We start from the raw sequence: 17,005 nt of genomic DNA on the forward strand, positions 1-17,005 counted from the left end.
TTATGCCGCCTTGCTTAGCGGTACTGGCTTGGTTAATTCGTTTTCTGTGGCGTAGCGGCCTAGCTCTGCGCGCGTGTACTTGCCTGCGTCGTTAATGCTATTGCTGTAGCCGCTAAAATCGGAGCCGTACCACGATGAATGGCCCTTGTGCCATATCAGATAAAGCTCTTCATCGACCGGAAAAAGGATCTCTTTCAGCACTTGGGCGCGCTTAAAATTCATGGACTTGATGGCGCTACTCAGCTCTTTCTCCAAGCGTTGACGGCGACACCTGGCATTGCGCTTGCGCCTGATATCGCCAGGAGAGGAAAGGTAAATCGCACCACTGTGAACGTTGATCAGGCCGTACTTGCCGGTGACTACCCACCACATATTGTTAAGGTTGTAGTAAGCCGTGCCGACCACGACCCGGTAGCGGTAGTCGATGGCGTAGACGCGGGCACCGTGGGTGATTTCACCGCCGTCAGCTGACTTGGCATTGATGGTCATCCCGATAGGGGCATGACCAAGCGCTTCACTGTAATGGCCGCTGTTACGATTGGCATTCTCTACCCATTCAATAGCCGTCATCTTGCCGGGGCCACGCTTGGCCAATCGCCCCTTTTCTTCATCCGTAAACTCATAATCCGTAAACACACCACACAGATAGTCACGCAGACGGTTGCGCGTGCGCTGCATTTCAAGGCGCAACAGATAGGGCATGCACTGCTCTTTATCCCGCTCGTAGCGACCTTCGTCGTCGGGCCGAGTAGGGCAGTTGATCGACTGAAAGAACAGAATTTCAATATGCCGCCCACACAAGCGAAGATCGGCTTTAAGGTCGCCTTTACGGCAAAAACGGGAGTTGTTGCCAGTAAAAATGTGCTCTTGAGGGCCGACCTCCCAGCCCAAGCGGTTAAATTGCTGAACGATGCGCTTAAATACGTCCTTCTTGAAACGCTGCTCCCAAGCACCCATCACTCTCTCACCTGGTTCTTCCCATACATCAAAACGGGCGTCGCCAAAGGTAACGCGGCCCGCGCGTTCAATCTGTGCCATGGTTACGCTTCCTTTTTGATTCATACAGGGCGGTCAGGTTGTGCTCTGCATACCAGCGGCGCAGGCCGTCAACGTGCTTCACCCACCAGTCGCGACTCCCGGCGACATTGGAGTGCAGGCCTTCCACTTCACCTATACCGTGGGGCGTTTTTACCGGAACACCAGGTGCGATAACGTCGGGCGCTGGCTCAAAAACACCCATATAAAGCGCTTGAAAATCCTTATGGCTGGTGCCGATCGGAATGGCGTTGACCACCTCTTTTAGTGGCCAGCAAGTGCCGTACTTGTTGGTGCCGGTGTAAGTGGCCAGATTCCACGTTGCCCGCTGATAACCGAGGCGACCGACACGCTCGCTGCCATCTTGATGAATCAGTAGGCAGTCTTGGTAGCTGGGAATATGATCAAGGTTCATTGCGCGCCTCTTCTTTCTTGATGGTCTGGACTATCGCGCACTGCCAAACTGCATGGGCAGCAAAAGCGATAAAGCAGATGGAAAAGATGGGGTCTAGCCAGTGATCGAAGCGCTCTCCCCATATCAGTTCTTCAATGCCTGCTTCGACAAAAATGAACATGGCCCAATAGAGCATTACCGCAATAGTGGCGCGCACCGGGTTGCCCTTGGATGCAACTGCCAGGGCATAGGCGAAGATCGTTATGGGCTTTAGGATTCGCTGGAACATTGCTGCTCTCCTTCAATGGGTCGTATCAGCTCCCAGCACTGCTCGCATAGCGGGCCAGCTTCATCGCCACCTTCGGCGTAAATACTGTCTTCCTCGCAGCGCCCGGTAGGCTCTTCACACCTACTGCATAGCTGCAAAGTTCCGGGGTAGTTGTTGGCGTTCCATGCGGAATGAGCGCTTTGATCCATCGCGTGGCGCTGGCCGCCTGGCCAGGTGTTTGCGGTCATTGGGCATCACCTTCGGCCTGGCTAGCTTTCGCGCGGCGCTCCAGCTTCTCTGCTTCTGAGTACAGCACGTCGGCAGCATCTCTCATGCCTTCGGCGGTGCTTAGATAGCCGTTTTCTTGAGCGACACTGCTGTTGTCTAGCAACTGGTCTGCCCACTTTTTCAGCACGCTCGCTTCATAACGGCCATAGCTGGCCACGGGTTCCTCTGCCAGACAGTCACGCATGCGGGCGTTCCAGTCTTCCCAGTTGTAATCGCCATCCTTACCGCCCTCGAACGCCTCTTTATTGAGGGATGAAAAACGCTCAATATGCGCGGTAAGCACTTTTTCACGAAGCTCAAGCGTCTCGATGTGCTGGCCACGCTTAAAGTAAAGTGACTTCAATTCGTCTAGCTGCTGCTGAATCTCAAGGTAGTCAGCCTTGGCAACGTCATCGCCATCCAGGGCCGTAGAGTCAGGGTCGAGGCCGATGCTCGCCTGAAAGTCTCGAATGAAGTTTCCGGGGCTTGAGCCAATGACACCGATAGCCGTTTGTTCATCGACCCTTTCAATGGCTTGCTCTGCTTGCCACCAACCGGCATCGGTGTCTTCAAAGGCCAAGGCTATAGAGCACTCGCCCAGCCCTGGCGGGTAAAAGAAGAACCGCACTTCCGGGCCGTCTTCGTCATGCGAGGTGCCCAGCTTGACCAATATTTGACCGTGAGGCGTGTCGTTGAATAGCTTGGCGAATTGCTTCATTGTTTAGCCTTCTTAGCCTGATTGCGGTATGAGGCAATCAGGGTCTTGATAAGGGTATGGGTGTGAGAATCGCGCTCACTTTTCGGCGCAGCATCCAGCACCAACTTCATTTCTTGAAGAGCCGTTTCGGGCACTATCCATGGGGCGATTTTTAGCGCCAGCGCGGTGCGTAATTTTTCAAAGTGCATCACGCACCTCCTTCGGCTTGGCGACGCTTCTCTAACGCCTGCTCATTCAGCCACTGCTGCACTTCGCCACCACTCCACATTTTTCGGAGCATGGTGGGGAAGGTGAGAGAGGCAATAGTGTCTGCATCGCGGTGGGCGAGGGAGGTTTTGGGGCTATCCCACAAGGCATAGACCACCTTGGTAACATACTCACCGGCACCGGCTAAGTTGTCTCCGGCTAACGGCTTAAGTAGCTCGCTAAGCCGCTCCACATGCGCTGCCAGCGCCTGCTCGCGTTCCTCAAGCTCGGCAATGCGGGCGAGATTAGCATCAGGGTTAATGCCAAGCGCTTTGCCTAAATTAAAGTGGAGCGCTTCGGCTTCGTTCTGGTAAAGCTGGTATGTGTGACTTGCGCCCATTTTCGTCATGAAAAGGGTAAAGCCAGGCGTCCCTCCCGCGTTATCCACTCGCTCGCATGTGAAATGATTTAGCATTTTTGGATCAAGTTCTGATTGTTCTCGACCTTCCACCATCCGCTGCACCATGTCCCACACCTGCTCGTAGATAGGCCAGTCGTGCTCGACGACGACGCATTCGCGGGTGGGGACGCCAAAAATGTTCAGTCGATCACGTATAGTTTGCTCTTGCTCGGGGTGGAAATCGCTGATCTTGACGACGATGTAACGTTCTTCACGCTTAAAATCACTCATTAGGCTTCTTCTCCTTCCGCTTTTTCACGCTCAGCTTTCCTGACTGCTCGCAGTACCGCAGCTGCCTCGCCATACTGCCCCGGATAGCGGCATGCAAAAGCGGATACGGATTCGTTGGGGCTGCGCTGCTGAAAGGCGAGGGCGTCGGTTTCTAGGCTCATGACGTTGCCTCCGCAAAACCACGCAGCGCTCGTACTTCTTCCCACTCGTTGAGAATGTTGTGTTCGTCAGGTCGCATCCGGGCGCGCTCAAAGCCATGCCAGAAGCCCTTGCGAAAGTTCTCTTCATCACGGCTGGCTAGGAGTGTTATTAAAGGCGGGCTATCCAGCGCTGACTCCATGGCGTGTACACGGTCGTCGTTATTCCAGTAGGCGTCGTAGTGGACGTTGCGAGCCGTTAGCAGCTGAGCTGTTAGCTGCTCAATCTGCGCTTGGCGCTGGCGGTTGGCCTCGCGCAGCTGAGTGATAAAGCGATCTTGGACTTGTTTGTGCCGATAAAAATCAGGGTGATCGGATAGCGGAAGGGAAGCGCTAGCGTCGACAACCACATTATCAGCCCAATCACGGCTATAGCCCGGCATCGTTGGCAACTCAACGCTGTCGGGCACCGCGTCAATCCACTCCTGCTGAGCTTTGGCAAGCTCCGCCACGCGCCTCATGTTGCGCCCTACAATACTCACGCGACTCTGTAGGGCGGCAATCTCGCGTTCGGCATCCTTCACACCATCCACGCCTAATAGGCGCATCATGGTTTGCTCCCAGGTCATCTCTGCTTGTTTGTAACGGTTGAGCTGTTTTTCCAGCGCTTCGGCGTGATCCCTGCCGGTGGCACCGGATGCCAAGCGTGACATTTCCCGCCAAAATTCATCGCCGTTAAAGTTGCCTACGTCGCGCAATAAGGTGGCGAGTTTCTTCTTGGCATAGTCGTGATCCATGCCTTTGCTGGCGGGCTTGGCGGCAGGCGCGGCTTTGCTGGCGCTTATAAGCACTGCTTTATCCAGCAGCCCTAGCGCCTCAGAAATAGCCGCGTTTAAGTTGGCCAAGTCTTCTGGGTCGGGATTTTCGAGGTCGGGTTCTTCGGCCATTTGCAGAACGCTACGCGCCATTTGAATTGCTTCGTCTTTCTCAACCAGCTCTAACGCCAAAAAGCCGCGACTATTTAAATGCTCGACGGCCATAGCAAAGGCTGCCCGTGCGGCCTGCTCGCTATCTTGGTAGCTAGTGCGCCACTGTTCGTAAGTCATGAGGGTTCCTTCTGAGGTGGTCAGGCAATCTCTTGCATTATCTTGGCGACTTGGTACTCAATCGTTTCACGCATAAAGCGCCGCGCTGCGCCAACTGTGGGTAGCGGCTTCCTAGTCATGGCCACAATGGTGGAGGCAGACGAGCGCCATGCCGGGTAAAAACCGGCTTCATCGCTGCCGGTGTCGCTCGCTGCCACAGCGACCGCTTCGCCTCCTACGCCGCATGCGGCCTGCCCTAGTGCTTGCTGTACCGCTAACATCGGCGGGCAAAGCGATAGAGTGCGCCCAGTAGCGGGGCACGCCTGAGTGCTCATGCCATTTGTTCCTTCAATCGGCCCAAGTCACCTAAGCTTGGCGCGCTGGCAAGACGTTGCGAGTAAGACGCTAGGCGTGTGCCTTTCTGGCGCTTAGCCTTACGAACTTCATTGTTCTTTTTCAGCGTTTTACTGCGCTGAGACATTGGAGCTATTAAGTCAGCACCACGCTTGCCTTTGTTGTAGCGCCGCGTGACGGTTACCGGCACAAGGCCTGCTGATTCTGCTAGTTGCTTCAAACTGACTTCTTTGCCCGTGACTGGATGGGTAACGATGATAGGTTTAGGCATGAGTCTTCTCCCGTATGGCTTTACTTAGGTTGTCTGCACGGTTTGCTACTAGCTGCGCTGCAAAGGTCTGCTCGTTTCGCTGCAATACCTGAGTCACCCGGCGCAACTCATCAACAACAGCAACGTTCTTCATGCGATCCAGCGATTGCTTAACATCACTTGGTAGTTCCACGGGGAGGCTCCTATGCGGCTGGCTGCAGGAGGTGACGGCGACCGTTTTCATCAATCGGCCCAACAATGCCGTTGCGTTCTAGCTGCAACATGATTTCGCTGGCGCGGGTATAAGCGATCTTGAATTGGCGCTGTAGGGCGCTAATGCTGGGGTGCTTGGTCTCCCGGATGTGGGCGACAGCATCTTCATAGAGGTGGTCGGCGGCAGCTTCTTGGGTGTCTTTCGTGCTGCATTCGCCTTCAATAGAGAGGTTGTATTCAGCCTCGCCACCTAGCGCGCTTACCAGGAGGTTGTAGGCAGCGCTAACGGCTGTGAGCGTCATGATGAACTCAGCAGTGAATAGCTGGCGGGCGTCTTCAATATCGTCAACGTGACTTGATTCGATGCGGGCATCGGCTATCGTGATTGTCTTCAACGCCAAGTCGCTTGTCAGAGTGGCTGACAGCTCGCCATCTACCTTGATAGCCAACTTTTCAGCCATGCGCCCGCTTTCTAATGCTGCTTGGATATCCGAGCTATGAAGGTCGACTTTACGCCCAGTGATAGTGCCGTCGTCGCCTTTTGACTCCAGTTCGATGTAGTTGCCAAGGCCTAAACCTTTTGGCAACTCAGTGCCTTCGGTAGCCCAATCGGTCATTGCTCGATGAGGCAGAGTGCGCACGTTAAGTGGCGTGACTTTTAGGCTGCCAATCGTCTCCCGCAACAGGTCTAATAAGTCTTCGGCGCGAGGGCGGCTAGATGCGTCAACAAAGATGCGCTGAGCAGCGGCATCGATCCATGCGTAAAAGCACTGGCTACGAACAAAGGCGCGCGGCAGTAACGCCTCAGTCACTTGCTCTTTGAGGGCAGTCTTCTCTTTCCGCGTTACCTTGCGCTCTTCACGGGCCTCAATCGCCGCGACTTTTTCTTCAACCTCTTCTTTTACCACCGATGCGGGGAGCAGACGCTCACGCCGGAGCATGGCCACTAAGTAATAGGCTTTGTTGTCCAAAATCACGCTCAACAGCAGATCATTATCGACAACGTTGCACCAGCCGACTGAGCGCGCTGAGCTGCCACTTAGTGGAGCGTTTGTGCGACGACCCTCCATGGCCTCGCGCAAGACTGGCTCGCTTGGAACAGGGGTATGCATAACGTAAGGAATAATGTTCTTTGAAAGCATCTTATTACCCAGAGTGAGTGAAGGTCGGGCTAATTTATTACTTTAAAAGTAATATATCAACCCATGAAATACCTCACGGGTAACATTTTGCGCACAAAAAAGCCGCCTCAGTGGGCGGCTTCTCGTATATTTAGCGGGTTACAGCGTTATTTCTGGTCAATAAAGTCATTGGCCGTCACCTTGCCTCCGCTCCATTCCATGATTTTCTTTAGAGCGCTAAGTGTTGGCATTGTCTTGCCTTTTTCCCAGCGCCAGTAGCGTACATAAGAAACGCCCAATTCCTTGGCGGCCTCGGTCGGGCCAATCTTCTTCACCGTAGTACGGTAAGTTTCCAAATCCATTAGTACGCCTTATTCATAATATCTTAACTAATCTTGGCGTTATCGTATTGCATTACAGGTAAATCGGCAATGTAACAGGAACTTAGGGTGACTTAGATCAATATGGCGCGTTTTTTGCGCCGGGCATCAATCGGGGCGCACACGCACCCTGGTGGGTATTCCCCTTTTAAGGGTGTTTTATTTCCACACCCTAAACCCGGCACAAAAAGCGCACTGCGAGGATAGCACGACCCATTAGGTTTTAGAATCAAGGCCGCCCGGTGGCTGAGCGCCGAGCCATGTAACCTGCGTAACCTATGTAACCTCATATATCAAAAATCGGGAGGTTACATACCCTAAAAAGCCACTTAAAAACAGCCACTTATATAGCTCTATGTAACCTATGTAACCTAAAAAGGGTTTTAACTTTGTTCTAATAATAAATAATACAATAGGCCTTAAAAACAGGGGGTATTATTTAGAGGTAAGCAGCCTCCTAAGAAACAGGTTACACAGGTTGCATGAGTAGCCCCTTCGTCGTGATATAACCTCCCGTATTTAATGGCTTTTTTCGGCCATGTAACCTTGCCATGTAACCTTGCCCAAGGTTACACACTTTATCCTGCCCCATTCCTTCTTACCTCCAACGTAAACCTAAAATCCCCGCAAAGGTTTACTTGCGAATTTATTTTGTAAAAAAATACCTCAGACGGTTACTTTTTATCTTATTAGGTAAAAAAGCGTTACAATCTGCCCTGTATTTACCTGTGAGGTTAAGTCATGTGGCAGAAAATCCCGACGATGATCCTTTCCCTGCTTATGTTCACGGCTGTTTTCTATGGCATCGCGGCTTTTTACACCTGGGAATGGCATCCGGCCCTTTGGACTGACTGGCTTCGGGCAGTTGTGGCCACCGCTGTATTGGGTGGCTGGGTTTGGGATGGACGCCGCTAAGGCTTGGCAGCACCACTAACTCTTGAGGCGGCCATGTCCAGTCAAGACCCCAATAACTACACGACCTTGTTTCAGTTGGCGGGCTTTTCCGGCCTGGCGCTCTGGGGCGGGTTTGTCAGTTATTACCAGCGCTTTTTAAGAGCCGGGCGAAAGTTCCGCTTAATCATCTTTACCGGCGAAATGAGCACCAGTGTTCTCGCCGGGATCGTCATGTTCTACCTTTGCCGCGCTTATGCAGTAAATGAACCGTTGTCTGCGGCGCTTGTGGCGTTGTCTGGACTGGCGGGCGGAAAAATGCTCGAACGCGCTGAACAGATCATGAACAACCGGGTATCGCAGATATTGGGCGGCCCCGGTGACAACGATAAGGGGGCTAAATGAGCAACCTTACCTACCTAGCGGGCTGCGGCGGTGTCGCATTAGCGGCATTCATGCTGGCCAACGCTTTCCTTAATGGCCCTTCTCAATCCCGTGCTTCGCTGCTGCTTCCTGCGGCGGTGTTGCTGATCCTTGCCTGGAGCTTGGGATTGGGGCCAGACACTCACCTTCTGATTGACCTTATCCGCGCCGCTAGTTCGGCGTGGGTGGTGCATTTCAGTACCCATCATTTGGAGGATGGGCACCATGCCTGAGCTGAATTGGTACGACCGAGTATTAGTACGACCGAAAGTATTAAAGCTCGGTGATAACAACCCGGCAGTCCTGTCATTGCAGCGTTTGCTAAGAGCTGTTGACCCTTCATTGAAGCCGGATGGCGACTTTGGGCCTGCTACTGAGCGAGCCGTCCGTAAGTTTCAGAAGGCCCATGACATTGTGGCCGATGGGATCGTCGGGCCTAAAACCTTATCAGCACTCGAAGGCTTGGATGTCACCAAGCTGCTAGGGCAAAGCGATATTGAGCGGGCGGCTAAGACACTGGGAACGGGCGTTGCTGAGGTAATGGCAGTGCAGGAAGTGGAGTCGAACGGTAGCGGCTTCTTACCCGATGGACGCCCGGTAATTCTGTTCGAGCGTCACTGGATGCGTCGCCTGCTGATTCAAGTGGGCATTAATCCTGACCCGTGGCGTGCGAAATACCCCAACTTAGTCAATCCCAATCGCGGTGGCTATCAGGGCTACGAGGCTGAGCATGATCGCTTAAAGGCCGCGAAATTCATTCATTCAGGTTCGGCTATCCAGTCGTGCTCCTGGGGCTTGTTTCAAATCATGGGCTTTCACTATGAGCGCTTGGGCTTTGATTCCCCCGAAGCCATGGAAGCGGCAGCCAATGAGTCTGAGGGTGCGCAGCTCGATATGTTCGTCGCTTTCATCCAGGGCGATACCGAACTGCACCAGGCGTTGATTGCTCGCGACTGGGATGCCTTCGCAGAGATTTACAACGGTTCGGCTTATGCCGAGCACAACTATCACGGTCGTATGGCAGATGCCTTCGACCGTCATCAGCACGTCAATAAAGTGGAAGGAATGACAGCATGAGCATTAAGCGATGCGTAGTAGTTGTGGGTGCAGGCGTGGCGCTTGCAGCGTCAGCATTGTCGATGAGCGCCGTGGCAGATAGCTCTATCACGCTAACTGGGGCGGCGGGGGAATTTGAGAACCGGGTGGATACGTCGCGTTATACCGCAGAAGTACGTGTCGGCGTGATCGGGGATGCTTATGCCGTGGTACATGCTGGCGCTTATGACCATCCGCGTCCTGAAATTGAAGACCGGGTGATGGTGGGTGCCGGTTACACCTGGCGTAACTGGTCGGCTGAATTTGTTGGAGATGATGACCGTTTTCTGACTAGCGTGATGTTCACCGCCCCTACTGATGTTTGGGAAATTAAGGGTGGGGTGCTGCATGGGAATAAGTGGCAGGAAGGCTTTAAGCAGACAGGCTTGAAGGTTTCTGTCGGTTATCCGGTGTTGGCGGCGGTGACGGTGGGCGGGTTCTATGAGATTGGCAACACCACCATGACCTCAGTTGATGACCTCTATGGGGGATATGTTGCATGGGCTTTTTGAAAGGCTTGGTGATGGCTGTCCCGCTAGCGATGCTAGCGGGTTGTGCTCATGTTGGGGAGACCCCTTTAGATGATGGCTATCAGTTGGGGGACGGTATCGCTCATTACTGTATCGCTACGGATGAGGCGGTGCGAGCAGCGGGGCGACTTTTGGCGCGACGAGCAGGGCTTACGCTCCCTGACCTGTGTGCAGCGCATGCTTTGGTGAGTGGTGAGGTGCTTGCGTATGAAGACGAACTTTAAGCAGGCGAGCGTGTTGAAGATGCCTGCTGTAGTGCCGTACTACGGCCCCCGGCCAGCGTGGATTACTTCGGCTAACCCGATGTTTATCACTGTGGGTACTGGTCAGTTTCGTGCCCGTGATGGTCGCACGATTGAAGTGCCGGAAGGGTACGTGACCGACTTTGCGAGTACGCCGCGCATTCTATGGACAGTCATGCCTCCTCATGGAGGCTTGATGCTGGCTAGCCTGCCCCATGATTGGGGCTATAGCCATGGAGGTAAGAGCGGGTTCTTGCCCAAAGCATGGTGGGATTCACTGTTTTATGACCTATTAAAAATTACGCCAGGCGTGCCCAGCTGGAAGAGACCGATAGCTTACTGGTCAGTCCGAATGGCTGGTGAAGGTGGATGGAAAAACGGCTGGTACTGCTTTGAGCCAGGCGTCGTCTCTGATTGGTCAGCGCTGGGGGGTTCCCAATGAGTGCGAAGCGTGGCCGTGAGTTTTGGGTCGACTTCTTTAAGCGCTTTGAGCGTTCCAGTATATCCCTGGCTGACTTTGCTGAGAGCGAGGGCGTCGCCTATAAGACGGCGCGCAATTGGTCATCAAAGCTAAACAAGGACAAGGATCAGGGACAGGGACATAAAAAGCAGGGACAGGGACAAGGGGCAGGACAAGCGAAGGGGGAAAGCAAAGCCAAGCCCGCTAAGGACGGCGACTGGATTGAAAAAGAATCGCCCCCGGCCCCTGGTAAGCCAGCCTCCCCGGCAGGGGGTGAGGAACAAGGCGAAAAACAATGGAATAAGGGGTGGGCCAACCTGATTCCCGCCGAGAAGGGCAACCAGCGCGCTCTAAAGCACGGTGCCTATGCAGGAGCATTACCTCCTGACATTGAGCAGGAGCTAAACACCTATGGCCGGGAAGACATTCGTAGCCTTGAGGATGAGATACGCCTAACCAAGGGGCGCTTGATGATGGTCACTCGCAAGAGCGCCGAATGGGACGCTCGAAACGAGTACAACGAGATCACGTCAGACGACTACGACCTGACTGAGGTGACCGAAAAGACTAGCCCCATGGGGCGTGAGACTTCGGAAAAGCGGGTGAAGCCTGACTTTGAGGCCCAAGAGGATCGCTTAACGCGCCGACTGGCCTGGTTGCAGCAGGTACACGACCAACTGAGCCGCCGAATCGGGCTGACTGCCGATGAAGCGGTGAAGCTGCGCGGTCGCATCCTGCAGCAATCGGAAGATGAGGGGTGGAGTTCGATAGACACCGGCTGGGAAATTGAGAAACACGGGTTAGAGCTGCCGTTCACGCTGCAACAGAAGATACGCGCCGAACTTGCGCTGATTGAGCCACCGGAGCCGGAAGGCGGCATGACAGACGAAGAGCTGGATGCTCTTTCCGAAGAGTACGAGAAAGAGGTAGCAGGAGAGGACGCCTGGTTAGAAGAGCGCCATTCAGAAGTGGCTGATATTCACGCGGCTAAAGAGGCCGAGAAGAAAGGGGTATAGCATGCAGGTGAATTTACTGGCCAAGCTGGCGCTAAAGCTGCTGAACATCGTAAGAGAAGCGCTGATTCCGAGTTATACAACTGAGTACGTAGCTTTTTACGATAACGGCGACGGCGTGCTGGTGCCTACGCTGCCAGCTAGGCGCGTGGTAGTTGAAGAGGATGGTGAGCCGGAAGGAGTAGAGTTACTGCGTTCTCTGTCATGGCTGGGAAAAAGCTGGCAGGTGAGGGAGGCGGGTTCGATGATGAGTTGGCAGGAGTATCAGAGGCTCCCTTAGCTATTAGTCTATAATAAATAGGGTATACCGTAAGCCGCACACTCTAGCCAGTCGCTAAAGTGTGCGGTTTTTTAGTTTGACAGACTTATAACCACACAGGCACTATTCAGTACATCAAAACCACACACTAGGATAATCTATGTTCATTCGCGCTTACCTTCGCGCCTCGACCACTGACCAGGACTCCATGCGGGCGGCAAAGATGCTGGATAGCTTCGCCGCTCAGCATAGTCAAAAGATTGCCTGCCGCTATGTCGAGAACGATAGCGGTGCCAACGCCAACCGCGTCGAGCTTCGTCGCCTACTGAGTGATGCCCAGCCGGGAGACGTTATCCTAGTGGAAAGTATCGACCGACTATCACGCATGCCCGTGGCTGACTGGGAACGCCTACGCCGGGAAATTGACGACAAGGGACTAAGGATCGTGGCCACCGACCTGCCGACCAGTCATGCAGCGCTTAGCGAATCCCACAACGATGAATTTACTGCCCGGATGCTGGATGCGGTCAATTCGATGATGCTGGACATGATGGCGGCCATCGCGCGCAAGGATTATGAGCAGCGCCGCGAACGTCAGCAGCAAGGCATTGAAAAGGCGAAAGCGGAAGGCAAGTTCAAGGGTCGCACCAAGGACACCGCTAAACGCCAGAAAATACGCGATCTACTGGGAGCTGGCTTCTCAATCCGCAAGACAGCCTCGCTAGCCGACGCCAGCCCCAGCACCGTACAATCCGTTAAAGCGGAAATGAAAGCCGAAGAAGAGTCACAGCTTACGCGGCTGGCAGAAATTCACTAAAAGGGAAACCCAGCATGAAACTTGAAAAAACTATCCTAGATGTGACTGCTCAACGGTTGCGCGAGCTTAAATGCGCTGCAGAAAAAAGAGAGTCAGGAGAAATGGCTGATAGTATGCGCGATTTTTTTACTTTGATTGAGTTATCCAAGATACAGGATAGCGGGCTGTCAGACGATGCAGTCTTAACCATGCGTAATATGGAAGGCGAAGCCCTGAAAGCCACGAATGAAGCCCTTGAGGCTATGCGAGTGTCTACCTTTTAGGCGGCTCGCCAAGTTCACATAATAAGGATTATGTTAAATAAATCAATGACTTACGAAAAGCCGCCCAAAAGGAGCGGTTTTTTTGTGCCCGCAGACATTGCATTACGTGCAATACATTCCTATTATAGGAATCATCGAAAGCACACAAAGGAAAGCGACATGACCTCAGCTAGCATTGCCGACCGCCGCCGCGCCTCCATTAAACGTATCGCGGCACAGCGCAAGGGACAGCCGTTGCGAGCGCACGTATTGAAACGCCACATCTTTATCGAAACGGGCATAAAAACCACTGACGCCACCGTTAAGAGAGATATGCGCATTCTGATTGATGCCAAGCCGAGTATGTATTACTTGCATCGCTGCGGCGCACTGGTTCGCTATGAGTAACGAACTCACAGCCCTGCGGAACAGCCCCAAGGCTTCTGGCCTGGAAGTTTTGTTTTAACCTCCAAAGGAATCACGGCATGACCAATACACAAGAATTTGCTCGCCGCATGAAGCGTGAGCTAGACGCTTTCAACGACAAACGTTCCCCCGGCCAGCGCCCTCGCCGCCCGGTTAAGCGCCACAAGCCTGAGTCGGCAAGGCACTTGCTGGTAGTTAAGCTAGCGGTGCGCAAAAAGCACATCGCCCAGGATGAGCCTTATTACCACTTTTCAGAACGACTCTCCCAGCTTGAGGCAGAGATTGACGCGAAGCGTGAAGCCGTTGCGGCTGGCTATATCGTCGGTCACGTTGTCTTCATTAAGAAAGCCATGGACAAGAAATGAACTTATCAGCTAACCAAATGGCGGCTATTGGCGCTAGCGTCAATAAGCCCCGCTCCACCCTTTACCGCTGGCGCAATGATAACCCTGAGTTGTTTCAGGCGGCCTATGAATACGCATCTAAGCGCGGCTTGGTGCCGCCTTCGGACAACCAAGTCGAGCGCGCTTATCAGGAGGGCGTAAACGCTGCCGGTCGTGCTGGCATATCTGACTGCCCCTACGTCACGTCTGGCATGGATGAGCTGGGACACCAGCTTAGCGACGCCTGGATTGCCGGTCTACGCGATGGCGACGCAGCACTGCATAGCGCATACGTTGATCGTGCAAAAACGATTGTTGATAACCAAGCGTATCAGTTTGGAAAGCAGCCCCAGGCGTTTTTTGATGGCATGGTGTCAGCGATTACTACCCGGTTGAAAATAATGGATGGAGTGAGCGCGGTACTGGAGAGCTACCCCGCCACCATTGGCCAGGATGGTTGGCAAGAGGGTTTACGGGTGGGTAACGGTATCAAGCTGAATGAAGGCGGCAATAAATGAGCCAAGATTACCAAGCGTTGTGCCAAGACTGTTTGCGCGCCCCAGTATTCTCTAGCGAGCTAGATCAGAAAAAGGCCCACCAAGGTGAAATTCTGTGCCAGTGTGGCGGTGATCTGTGCGCTTGTAGTGATTGCCTGCACATCATCCAAGAGCTGGTAGCAGGTAAGCGCGGCTATGTAGGTAGCGTCACATCGCCGGTTGCTGAGTGGTCAGCCCATGGCGGTGCTAGCGAATCTTGCCAAAAGGATAGTGGACAATGAATCTTCACGCGGTTTTAACAGGCTGCACCGTAGACGACGCCGCGTTGCTCGCAGCTATTGAAGCTTCTGGCGTTGAAGCCCAGGCGAAGCACTTGCAGCGGGCAGCCACAGTAGCCGCTGGCATCATTGCAGAGCGCCCTATGAAAGAGCGCTTCCATGCGCGTAAGACGTTCAATCGCTGGATGGATAAAGCGCTAGCTGAGGCCTTAGCGCAGCGCTACCGAAGCGATAACCCCGGTCACGATGATGGTGTGGTGCTGGTCTGGCAAGATGAAGCCTATGGCTGGAAAGATAAGCTGCGCGACCCGCAGAGTGAGCGCCCTGGTGTTTATGCCGTAGACGCAAAAGGTAACGCTTGGGAGGCTGTGGACGGCAATGAATATGATGGTGCTGAACGTTGGGAGCCTATGTAATGCCTAAAGTCAAAATTACTCACGACAATGAGTGGTTCGACGCCACAATAAGTGCTTGGTTGGAGAAAGGAGACCTTACTGGCGCGATGGACGTTATTACTCGCGATGGGCAGCCGGAGACTTTACTGGCTGTCGTTCGATCCTACACAGATTTTAACGTGTGGTACTCCAACGGCAGAACCTACACAAAATACCAGACGGCCTTTTCAGCGCTGGGGGCTGCCATCGACCGGATGAACCCGGAGCACCGGCCCCTTAACGACCAGTGGATAGAGTAGATAGCAAGCAAGACAACCCAACGCAAGGTATTGATCCATGGAAATTAAAAAAGCTACACCGCTATCGGAAGCCGAGAAAGACCGACTCACCAGCCCACCTGAAATGAAGGTTGTGTATAGCGTTGAGCGCCCCAGCGGCGAGGCTGGCCGTATTGAAGTCTACGGCGATCCGGCACGTAACTGGTACGACTGGCGAGTGATAGACGCCAATGGCGAGGTGGTAATTGACACTGCTGTGGAAGGATCAAATTGGGGCCAATACAGCGACGATGCACGCGCGCTATCTAGTGCGCTTACCAAAGAGTCAGGAACCCGCTTTATGCAGACGCGGCAAAAGAGAAAGGAAATTCACCGCGCCGCTACAGCTGGTAGAGGTGGTCTGCAATGACTTATGCACACTATCGAGAGGAGGCACTAGACGTGCTGGCCATTGCTTGAAAGCAGCCTGCGAGGCGGCCCTATACCGCGCGATTACACCCTGAGAGCCTTTGACGTTATCGCCGCCAACTCTAAGGCAGGAAACCGCAGCCAGATACTTGAATGTCCCGCCGATAACGACGCCATAAACGGCTTAGTGGTCGGCGTAGCATGGGCGCTGTTCGGCTCTCCAGGCAAGGGCAAGCACTCAGTCCTTCCCCGGCAGGCAGCCCGGAACACGCCGCGTGGATGAAAGGCTTTGAGGCCAGTAAGGAAATAGACCTAACATTGCAGAAATAAGCTACCCTACACTTAGTCCACCAACAAAACCCGGCAGCGCCCTACATGGCAGAATTAACCATTGGCCGTATGGCCACGCTCTATGGATTGCACCGTTCCACCCTTTACGAAGCGGTGGACAAAGGGCGCGTTACTGCTGGGTTTAATGGCAAGGGCCAGCGGGTCATAGACCTGTCTGAAATGCTTCGCGTGTACGGTGAGCCGCCAAGCAGCCACACCCCCGCCCTACAGAACCCGACACCCAACAACAGCCCATCGCCCGACGCCTCCCAGGCACCCGACACCTATGCACTGTTAGCTGAGCTGGTGGAGATAAACCGCCAGCAAGCAAATCGCTTAGAAGGGCTGGAAAGTGAAGTACGTCAGCTACGCGAAGAAATGCGTCGCTTACCTGCCCCACCGCCTCCTGATAAGCCCGCCCCACCGCTTCGCGACTTTGGCGACGTTCTAAAGCGCTTTGAAGACCGTACTCGCCAGTAGCTATCCTTCACTTAATTAGCAAAGCTAGGTATTCTTATTTCTGCCGAACCTCGCTATCCCATGTGACTGTTTAAACTCACATAAGGACGGCTGGCATGGAGTCATACATTGACGCTATAGAGGTTCACCACGCGACGCTAGAGCAGCTGCAAGCGCTGTTTGAGTGCATTATGAAGGAATCCCAGGCTGGGAGCCGTTCAAGCCACTTAGCAGCCATTGGGGCGGAGCTAGCAGCGCGCGGCGCTGAGGATTTAGATTTATCAGCGTAAGGTGGGCCAAGCCACACTTTTTTTGATACCTGTCGATCCGGCAGAGGGGCGTAGCGGTTTTGCGCCCCACAAAAAAATGACTAAACCGCTTAGCGGAAGTTACCCGCAATTCCGGGGATTGGTCGCGACAGAATGGCCCCTTCAAGGGGAATTAAGCGACCCAAGGTCATGGTGTGTAGCGAGGTTCGGC

Annotated in this window: 34 protein-coding genes; 20 read left to right on the forward strand and 14 right to left on the reverse strand. The window is 53.8% G+C overall.

Annotated features, from left to right (window positions below; genetic code table 11):
• From JFC11_RS15885 to JFC11_RS15950, 14 genes are all read right to left on the reverse strand, one after another.
• A complete protein-coding gene (locus JFC11_RS15885; RefSeq protein WP_198349988.1) occupies window positions 1–1,038 on the reverse strand; it encodes a hypothetical protein in 1,038 nt (345 codons plus the stop codon).
• Complete coding sequence (locus tag JFC11_RS15890; protein WP_198349989.1) at window positions 1,025–1,450, reverse strand: hypothetical protein; 426 nt, start codon at window positions 1,448–1,450, stop codon at window positions 1,025–1,027. The genes JFC11_RS15885 and JFC11_RS15890 overlap by 14 nt, the downstream gene beginning before the upstream one ends.
• Window positions 1,440–1,718 carry a hypothetical protein gene (locus tag JFC11_RS15895; RefSeq protein ID WP_198349990.1) on the reverse strand — a complete coding sequence of 93 codons (279 nt, stop codon included), beginning with the start codon at window positions 1,716–1,718 and terminating at the stop codon, window positions 1,440–1,442. Before JFC11_RS15895 ends, JFC11_RS15890 begins: the two co-directional genes overlap by 11 nt.
• Window positions 1,700–1,945 carry a hypothetical protein gene (locus JFC11_RS15900; protein WP_198349991.1) on the reverse strand — a complete coding sequence of 82 codons (246 nt, stop codon included), beginning with the start codon at window positions 1,943–1,945 and terminating at the stop codon, window positions 1,700–1,702. The genes JFC11_RS15895 and JFC11_RS15900 overlap by 19 nt, the downstream gene beginning before the upstream one ends.
• Entirely contained in the window at window positions 1,942–2,682 is a 741-nt protein-coding gene (locus JFC11_RS15905) for a hypothetical protein (protein WP_198349992.1), read from the reverse strand. The genes JFC11_RS15900 and JFC11_RS15905 overlap by 4 nt, the downstream gene beginning before the upstream one ends.
• Window positions 2,679–2,870 (reverse strand): hypothetical protein, encoded by a 192-nt coding sequence (locus JFC11_RS15910; protein WP_198349993.1) that lies wholly within the window; start codon window positions 2,868–2,870, stop codon window positions 2,679–2,681. Before JFC11_RS15910 ends, JFC11_RS15905 begins: the two co-directional genes overlap by 4 nt.
• Window positions 2,870–3,559 (reverse strand): hypothetical protein, encoded by a 690-nt coding sequence (locus JFC11_RS15915; RefSeq protein ID WP_198349994.1) that lies wholly within the window; start codon window positions 3,557–3,559, stop codon window positions 2,870–2,872. Before JFC11_RS15915 ends, JFC11_RS15910 begins: the two co-directional genes overlap by 1 nt.
• Entirely contained in the window at window positions 3,559–3,720 is a 162-nt protein-coding gene (locus JFC11_RS15920) for a hypothetical protein (RefSeq protein ID WP_198349995.1), read from the reverse strand. The genes JFC11_RS15915 and JFC11_RS15920 overlap by 1 nt, the downstream gene beginning before the upstream one ends.
• Window positions 3,717–4,802 (reverse strand): hypothetical protein, encoded by a 1,086-nt coding sequence (locus JFC11_RS15925; RefSeq protein ID WP_198349996.1) that lies wholly within the window; start codon window positions 4,800–4,802, stop codon window positions 3,717–3,719. Before JFC11_RS15925 ends, JFC11_RS15920 begins: the two co-directional genes overlap by 4 nt.
• Window positions 4,803–4,822: 20 nt before the next feature.
• The gene (locus JFC11_RS15930) at window positions 4,823–5,116 is read right to left on the reverse strand and encodes a hypothetical protein (RefSeq protein ID WP_198349997.1); all 294 of its coding nucleotides are present in this window, start codon (window positions 5,114–5,116) and stop codon (window positions 4,823–4,825) included.
• A complete protein-coding gene (locus JFC11_RS15935) occupies window positions 5,113–5,406 on the reverse strand; it encodes a hypothetical protein (protein WP_198349998.1) in 294 nt (97 codons plus the stop codon). Before JFC11_RS15935 ends, JFC11_RS15930 begins: the two co-directional genes overlap by 4 nt.
• The gene (locus JFC11_RS15940; RefSeq protein WP_198349999.1) at window positions 5,399–5,578 is read right to left on the reverse strand and encodes a hypothetical protein; all 180 of its coding nucleotides are present in this window, start codon (window positions 5,576–5,578) and stop codon (window positions 5,399–5,401) included. The genes JFC11_RS15935 and JFC11_RS15940 overlap by 8 nt, the downstream gene beginning before the upstream one ends.
• Before the next feature lie 10 nt (window positions 5,579–5,588).
• A complete protein-coding gene (gene rdgC / locus JFC11_RS15945; protein ID WP_198350000.1) occupies window positions 5,589–6,740 on the reverse strand; it encodes a recombination-associated protein RdgC in 1,152 nt (383 codons plus the stop codon).
• A 146-nt stretch (window positions 6,741–6,886) separates the two neighbouring features.
• Window positions 6,887–7,081, reverse strand: coding sequence for a helix-turn-helix domain-containing protein (locus tag JFC11_RS15950; protein WP_198350001.1), 195 nt, complete (start codon window positions 7,079–7,081; stop codon window positions 6,887–6,889).
• A gap of 759 nt (window positions 7,082–7,840) precedes the next feature.
• Between JFC11_RS15950 and JFC11_RS15955 the strand changes: the two genes are divergently transcribed.
• The 20 genes from JFC11_RS15955 to JFC11_RS16050 all read left to right on the forward strand — a co-directional run bounded on the left by JFC11_RS15955 (window position 7,841) and on the right by JFC11_RS16050 (window position 16,815).
• Window positions 7,841–8,014: a hypothetical protein gene (locus JFC11_RS15955; protein WP_198350002.1), complete on the forward strand. Its 174-nt coding sequence runs from the start codon at window positions 7,841–7,843 to the stop codon at window positions 8,012–8,014.
• 33 nt (window positions 8,015–8,047) lie between these two features.
• Entirely contained in the window at window positions 8,048–8,395 is a 348-nt protein-coding gene (locus JFC11_RS15960; RefSeq protein WP_198350003.1) for a phage holin family protein, read from the forward strand.
• Window positions 8,392–8,646 (forward strand): hypothetical protein, encoded by a 255-nt coding sequence (locus tag JFC11_RS15965; protein ID WP_198350004.1) that lies wholly within the window; start codon window positions 8,392–8,394, stop codon window positions 8,644–8,646. Before JFC11_RS15960 ends, JFC11_RS15965 begins: the two co-directional genes overlap by 4 nt.
• A complete protein-coding gene (locus JFC11_RS15970) occupies window positions 8,639–9,490 on the forward strand; it encodes an N-acetylmuramidase domain-containing protein (RefSeq protein ID WP_198350005.1) in 852 nt (283 codons plus the stop codon). The genes JFC11_RS15965 and JFC11_RS15970 overlap by 8 nt, the downstream gene beginning before the upstream one ends.
• Window positions 9,487–10,020 carry a hypothetical protein gene (locus tag JFC11_RS15975; protein WP_198350006.1) on the forward strand — a complete coding sequence of 178 codons (534 nt, stop codon included), beginning with the start codon at window positions 9,487–9,489 and terminating at the stop codon, window positions 10,018–10,020. The genes JFC11_RS15970 and JFC11_RS15975 overlap by 4 nt, the downstream gene beginning before the upstream one ends.
• Window positions 10,008–10,262: a hypothetical protein gene (locus tag JFC11_RS15980; protein WP_198350007.1), complete on the forward strand. Its 255-nt coding sequence runs from the start codon at window positions 10,008–10,010 to the stop codon at window positions 10,260–10,262. The genes JFC11_RS15975 and JFC11_RS15980 overlap by 13 nt, the downstream gene beginning before the upstream one ends.
• Complete coding sequence (locus JFC11_RS15985; RefSeq protein ID WP_198350008.1) at window positions 10,246–10,722, forward strand: DUF1353 domain-containing protein; 477 nt, start codon at window positions 10,246–10,248, stop codon at window positions 10,720–10,722. Before JFC11_RS15980 ends, JFC11_RS15985 begins: the two co-directional genes overlap by 17 nt.
• Window positions 10,719–11,756 (forward strand): hypothetical protein, encoded by a 1,038-nt coding sequence (locus tag JFC11_RS15990; protein ID WP_198350009.1) that lies wholly within the window; start codon window positions 10,719–10,721, stop codon window positions 11,754–11,756. Before JFC11_RS15985 ends, JFC11_RS15990 begins: the two co-directional genes overlap by 4 nt.
• A 1-nt stretch (window position 11,757) precedes the next feature.
• Window positions 11,758–12,033 carry a hypothetical protein gene (locus JFC11_RS15995; protein WP_198350010.1) on the forward strand — a complete coding sequence of 92 codons (276 nt, stop codon included), beginning with the start codon at window positions 11,758–11,760 and terminating at the stop codon, window positions 12,031–12,033.
• Window positions 12,034–12,172: 139 nt separating this feature from the next.
• Window positions 12,173–12,829 (forward strand): recombinase family protein, encoded by a 657-nt coding sequence (locus JFC11_RS16000; RefSeq protein ID WP_198350011.1) that lies wholly within the window; start codon window positions 12,173–12,175, stop codon window positions 12,827–12,829.
• 14 nt (window positions 12,830–12,843) lie between these two features.
• Window positions 12,844–13,092, forward strand: a complete 249-nt coding sequence (locus tag JFC11_RS16005; RefSeq protein ID WP_198350012.1) for a hypothetical protein — start codon at window positions 12,844–12,846, stop codon at window positions 13,090–13,092.
• Between the two features lie 159 nt (window positions 13,093–13,251).
• Complete coding sequence (locus JFC11_RS16010; RefSeq protein ID WP_198350013.1) at window positions 13,252–13,479, forward strand: hypothetical protein; 228 nt, start codon at window positions 13,252–13,254, stop codon at window positions 13,477–13,479.
• A gap of 77 nt (window positions 13,480–13,556) precedes the next feature.
• A complete protein-coding gene (locus JFC11_RS16015) occupies window positions 13,557–13,862 on the forward strand; it encodes a hypothetical protein (RefSeq protein ID WP_198350014.1) in 306 nt (101 codons plus the stop codon).
• On the forward strand, window positions 13,859–14,398 hold the full coding sequence (locus JFC11_RS16020; protein WP_198350015.1) for a hypothetical protein: 540 nt from the start codon (window positions 13,859–13,861) through the stop codon (window positions 14,396–14,398). The genes JFC11_RS16015 and JFC11_RS16020 overlap by 4 nt, the downstream gene beginning before the upstream one ends.
• A complete protein-coding gene (locus JFC11_RS16025) occupies window positions 14,395–14,658 on the forward strand; it encodes a hypothetical protein (protein WP_198350016.1) in 264 nt (87 codons plus the stop codon). The genes JFC11_RS16020 and JFC11_RS16025 overlap by 4 nt, the downstream gene beginning before the upstream one ends.
• A complete protein-coding gene (locus JFC11_RS16030; protein WP_198350017.1) occupies window positions 14,655–15,071 on the forward strand; it encodes a hypothetical protein in 417 nt (138 codons plus the stop codon). The genes JFC11_RS16025 and JFC11_RS16030 overlap by 4 nt, the downstream gene beginning before the upstream one ends.
• Entirely contained in the window at window positions 15,071–15,349 is a 279-nt protein-coding gene (locus JFC11_RS16035) for an immunoglobulin domain-containing protein (RefSeq protein ID WP_198350018.1), read from the forward strand. Before JFC11_RS16030 ends, JFC11_RS16035 begins: the two co-directional genes overlap by 1 nt.
• A gap of 37 nt (window positions 15,350–15,386) precedes the next feature.
• Window positions 15,387–15,737 carry a hypothetical protein gene (locus JFC11_RS16040; RefSeq protein ID WP_198350019.1) on the forward strand — a complete coding sequence of 117 codons (351 nt, stop codon included), beginning with the start codon at window positions 15,387–15,389 and terminating at the stop codon, window positions 15,735–15,737.
• A 374-nt stretch (window positions 15,738–16,111) separates the two neighbouring features.
• The gene (locus tag JFC11_RS16045; protein ID WP_198350020.1) at window positions 16,112–16,546 is read left to right on the forward strand and encodes a hypothetical protein; all 435 of its coding nucleotides are present in this window, start codon (window positions 16,112–16,114) and stop codon (window positions 16,544–16,546) included.
• A 95-nt stretch (window positions 16,547–16,641) separates the two neighbouring features.
• Window positions 16,642–16,815, forward strand: coding sequence for a hypothetical protein (locus JFC11_RS16050; protein WP_198350021.1), 174 nt, complete (start codon window positions 16,642–16,644; stop codon window positions 16,813–16,815).
• Window positions 16,816–17,005 lie beyond the last annotated feature (190 nt).

It is taken from the genome of Vreelandella alkaliphila, assembly GCF_016107625.1.
Classification (GTDB): Bacteria; Pseudomonadota; Gammaproteobacteria; order Pseudomonadales; family Halomonadaceae; genus Vreelandella; species Vreelandella alkaliphila.

What these genes read in the sequence shown, in the direction of transcription:
- JFC11_RS16050 (WP_198350021.1), top strand. Translation starts at nt 16,642, where the DNA reads ATGGAGTCATACATTGACGCTATAGAGGTTCACCACGCGACGCTAGAG.
- JFC11_RS15910 (WP_198349993.1), bottom strand. Translation starts at nt 2,870, where the DNA reads ATGCACTTTGAAAAATTACGCACCGCGCTGGCGCTAAAAATCGCCCCA.
- JFC11_RS16040 (WP_198350019.1), top strand. Translation starts at nt 15,387, where the DNA reads ATGGAAATTAAAAAAGCTACACCGCTATCGGAAGCCGAGAAAGACCGA.
- JFC11_RS16005 (WP_198350012.1), top strand. Translation starts at nt 12,844, where the DNA reads ATGAAACTTGAAAAAACTATCCTAGATGTGACTGCTCAACGGTTGCGC.
- JFC11_RS15935 (WP_198349998.1), bottom strand. Translation starts at nt 5,406, where the DNA reads ATGCCTAAACCTATCATCGTTACCCATCCAGTCACGGGCAAAGAAGTC.
- JFC11_RS15905 (WP_198349992.1), bottom strand. Translation starts at nt 2,682, where the DNA reads ATGAAGCAATTCGCCAAGCTATTCAACGACACGCCTCACGGTCAAATA.
- JFC11_RS15930 (WP_198349997.1), bottom strand. Translation starts at nt 5,116, where the DNA reads ATGAGCACTCAGGCGTGCCCCGCTACTGGGCGCACTCTATCGCTTTGC.
- JFC11_RS16000 (WP_198350011.1), top strand. Translation starts at nt 12,173, where the DNA reads ATGTTCATTCGCGCTTACCTTCGCGCCTCGACCACTGACCAGGACTCC.
- JFC11_RS16030 (WP_198350017.1), top strand. Translation starts at nt 14,655, where the DNA reads ATGAATCTTCACGCGGTTTTAACAGGCTGCACCGTAGACGACGCCGCG.
- JFC11_RS15900 (WP_198349991.1), bottom strand. Translation starts at nt 1,945, where the DNA reads ATGACCGCAAACACCTGGCCAGGCGGCCAGCGCCACGCGATGGATCAA.
- JFC11_RS15890 (WP_198349989.1), bottom strand. Translation starts at nt 1,450, where the DNA reads ATGAACCTTGATCATATTCCCAGCTACCAAGACTGCCTACTGATTCAT.
- JFC11_RS15955 (WP_198350002.1), top strand. Translation starts at nt 7,841, where the DNA reads ATGTGGCAGAAAATCCCGACGATGATCCTTTCCCTGCTTATGTTCACG.
- JFC11_RS15985 (WP_198350008.1), top strand. Translation starts at nt 10,246, where the DNA reads ATGAAGACGAACTTTAAGCAGGCGAGCGTGTTGAAGATGCCTGCTGTA.
- JFC11_RS15920 (WP_198349995.1), bottom strand. Translation starts at nt 3,720, where the DNA reads ATGAGCCTAGAAACCGACGCCCTCGCCTTTCAGCAGCGCAGCCCCAAC.
- JFC11_RS16015 (WP_198350014.1), top strand. Translation starts at nt 13,557, where the DNA reads ATGACCAATACACAAGAATTTGCTCGCCGCATGAAGCGTGAGCTAGAC.
- JFC11_RS16035 (WP_198350018.1), top strand. Translation starts at nt 15,071, where the DNA reads ATGCCTAAAGTCAAAATTACTCACGACAATGAGTGGTTCGACGCCACA.
- JFC11_RS16025 (WP_198350016.1), top strand. Translation starts at nt 14,395, where the DNA reads ATGAGCCAAGATTACCAAGCGTTGTGCCAAGACTGTTTGCGCGCCCCA.
- JFC11_RS15970 (WP_198350005.1), top strand. Translation starts at nt 8,639, where the DNA reads ATGCCTGAGCTGAATTGGTACGACCGAGTATTAGTACGACCGAAAGTA.
- JFC11_RS15975 (WP_198350006.1), top strand. Translation starts at nt 9,487, where the DNA reads ATGAGCATTAAGCGATGCGTAGTAGTTGTGGGTGCAGGCGTGGCGCTT.
- JFC11_RS15950 (WP_198350001.1), bottom strand. Translation starts at nt 7,081, where the DNA reads ATGGATTTGGAAACTTACCGTACTACGGTGAAGAAGATTGGCCCGACC.
- JFC11_RS15915 (WP_198349994.1), bottom strand. Translation starts at nt 3,559, where the DNA reads ATGAGTGATTTTAAGCGTGAAGAACGTTACATCGTCGTCAAGATCAGC.
- JFC11_RS15895 (WP_198349990.1), bottom strand. Translation starts at nt 1,718, where the DNA reads ATGTTCCAGCGAATCCTAAAGCCCATAACGATCTTCGCCTATGCCCTG.
- JFC11_RS16045 (WP_198350020.1), top strand. Translation starts at nt 16,112, where the DNA reads ATGGCAGAATTAACCATTGGCCGTATGGCCACGCTCTATGGATTGCAC.
- JFC11_RS15995 (WP_198350010.1), top strand. Translation starts at nt 11,758, where the DNA reads ATGCAGGTGAATTTACTGGCCAAGCTGGCGCTAAAGCTGCTGAACATC.
- JFC11_RS15990 (WP_198350009.1), top strand. Translation starts at nt 10,719, where the DNA reads ATGAGTGCGAAGCGTGGCCGTGAGTTTTGGGTCGACTTCTTTAAGCGC.
- JFC11_RS15980 (WP_198350007.1), top strand. Translation starts at nt 10,008, where the DNA reads ATGGGCTTTTTGAAAGGCTTGGTGATGGCTGTCCCGCTAGCGATGCTA.
- JFC11_RS15925 (WP_198349996.1), bottom strand. Translation starts at nt 4,802, where the DNA reads ATGACTTACGAACAGTGGCGCACTAGCTACCAAGATAGCGAGCAGGCC.
- JFC11_RS15960 (WP_198350003.1), top strand. Translation starts at nt 8,048, where the DNA reads ATGTCCAGTCAAGACCCCAATAACTACACGACCTTGTTTCAGTTGGCG.
- rdgC (WP_198350000.1), bottom strand. Translation starts at nt 6,740, where the DNA reads ATGCTTTCAAAGAACATTATTCCTTACGTTATGCATACCCCTGTTCCA.
- JFC11_RS16010 (WP_198350013.1), top strand. Translation starts at nt 13,252, where the DNA reads ATGACCTCAGCTAGCATTGCCGACCGCCGCCGCGCCTCCATTAAACGT.
- JFC11_RS15885 (WP_198349988.1), bottom strand. Translation starts at nt 1,038, where the DNA reads ATGGCACAGATTGAACGCGCGGGCCGCGTTACCTTTGGCGACGCCCGT.
- JFC11_RS16020 (WP_198350015.1), top strand. Translation starts at nt 13,859, where the DNA reads ATGAACTTATCAGCTAACCAAATGGCGGCTATTGGCGCTAGCGTCAAT.
- JFC11_RS15965 (WP_198350004.1), top strand. Translation starts at nt 8,392, where the DNA reads ATGAGCAACCTTACCTACCTAGCGGGCTGCGGCGGTGTCGCATTAGCG.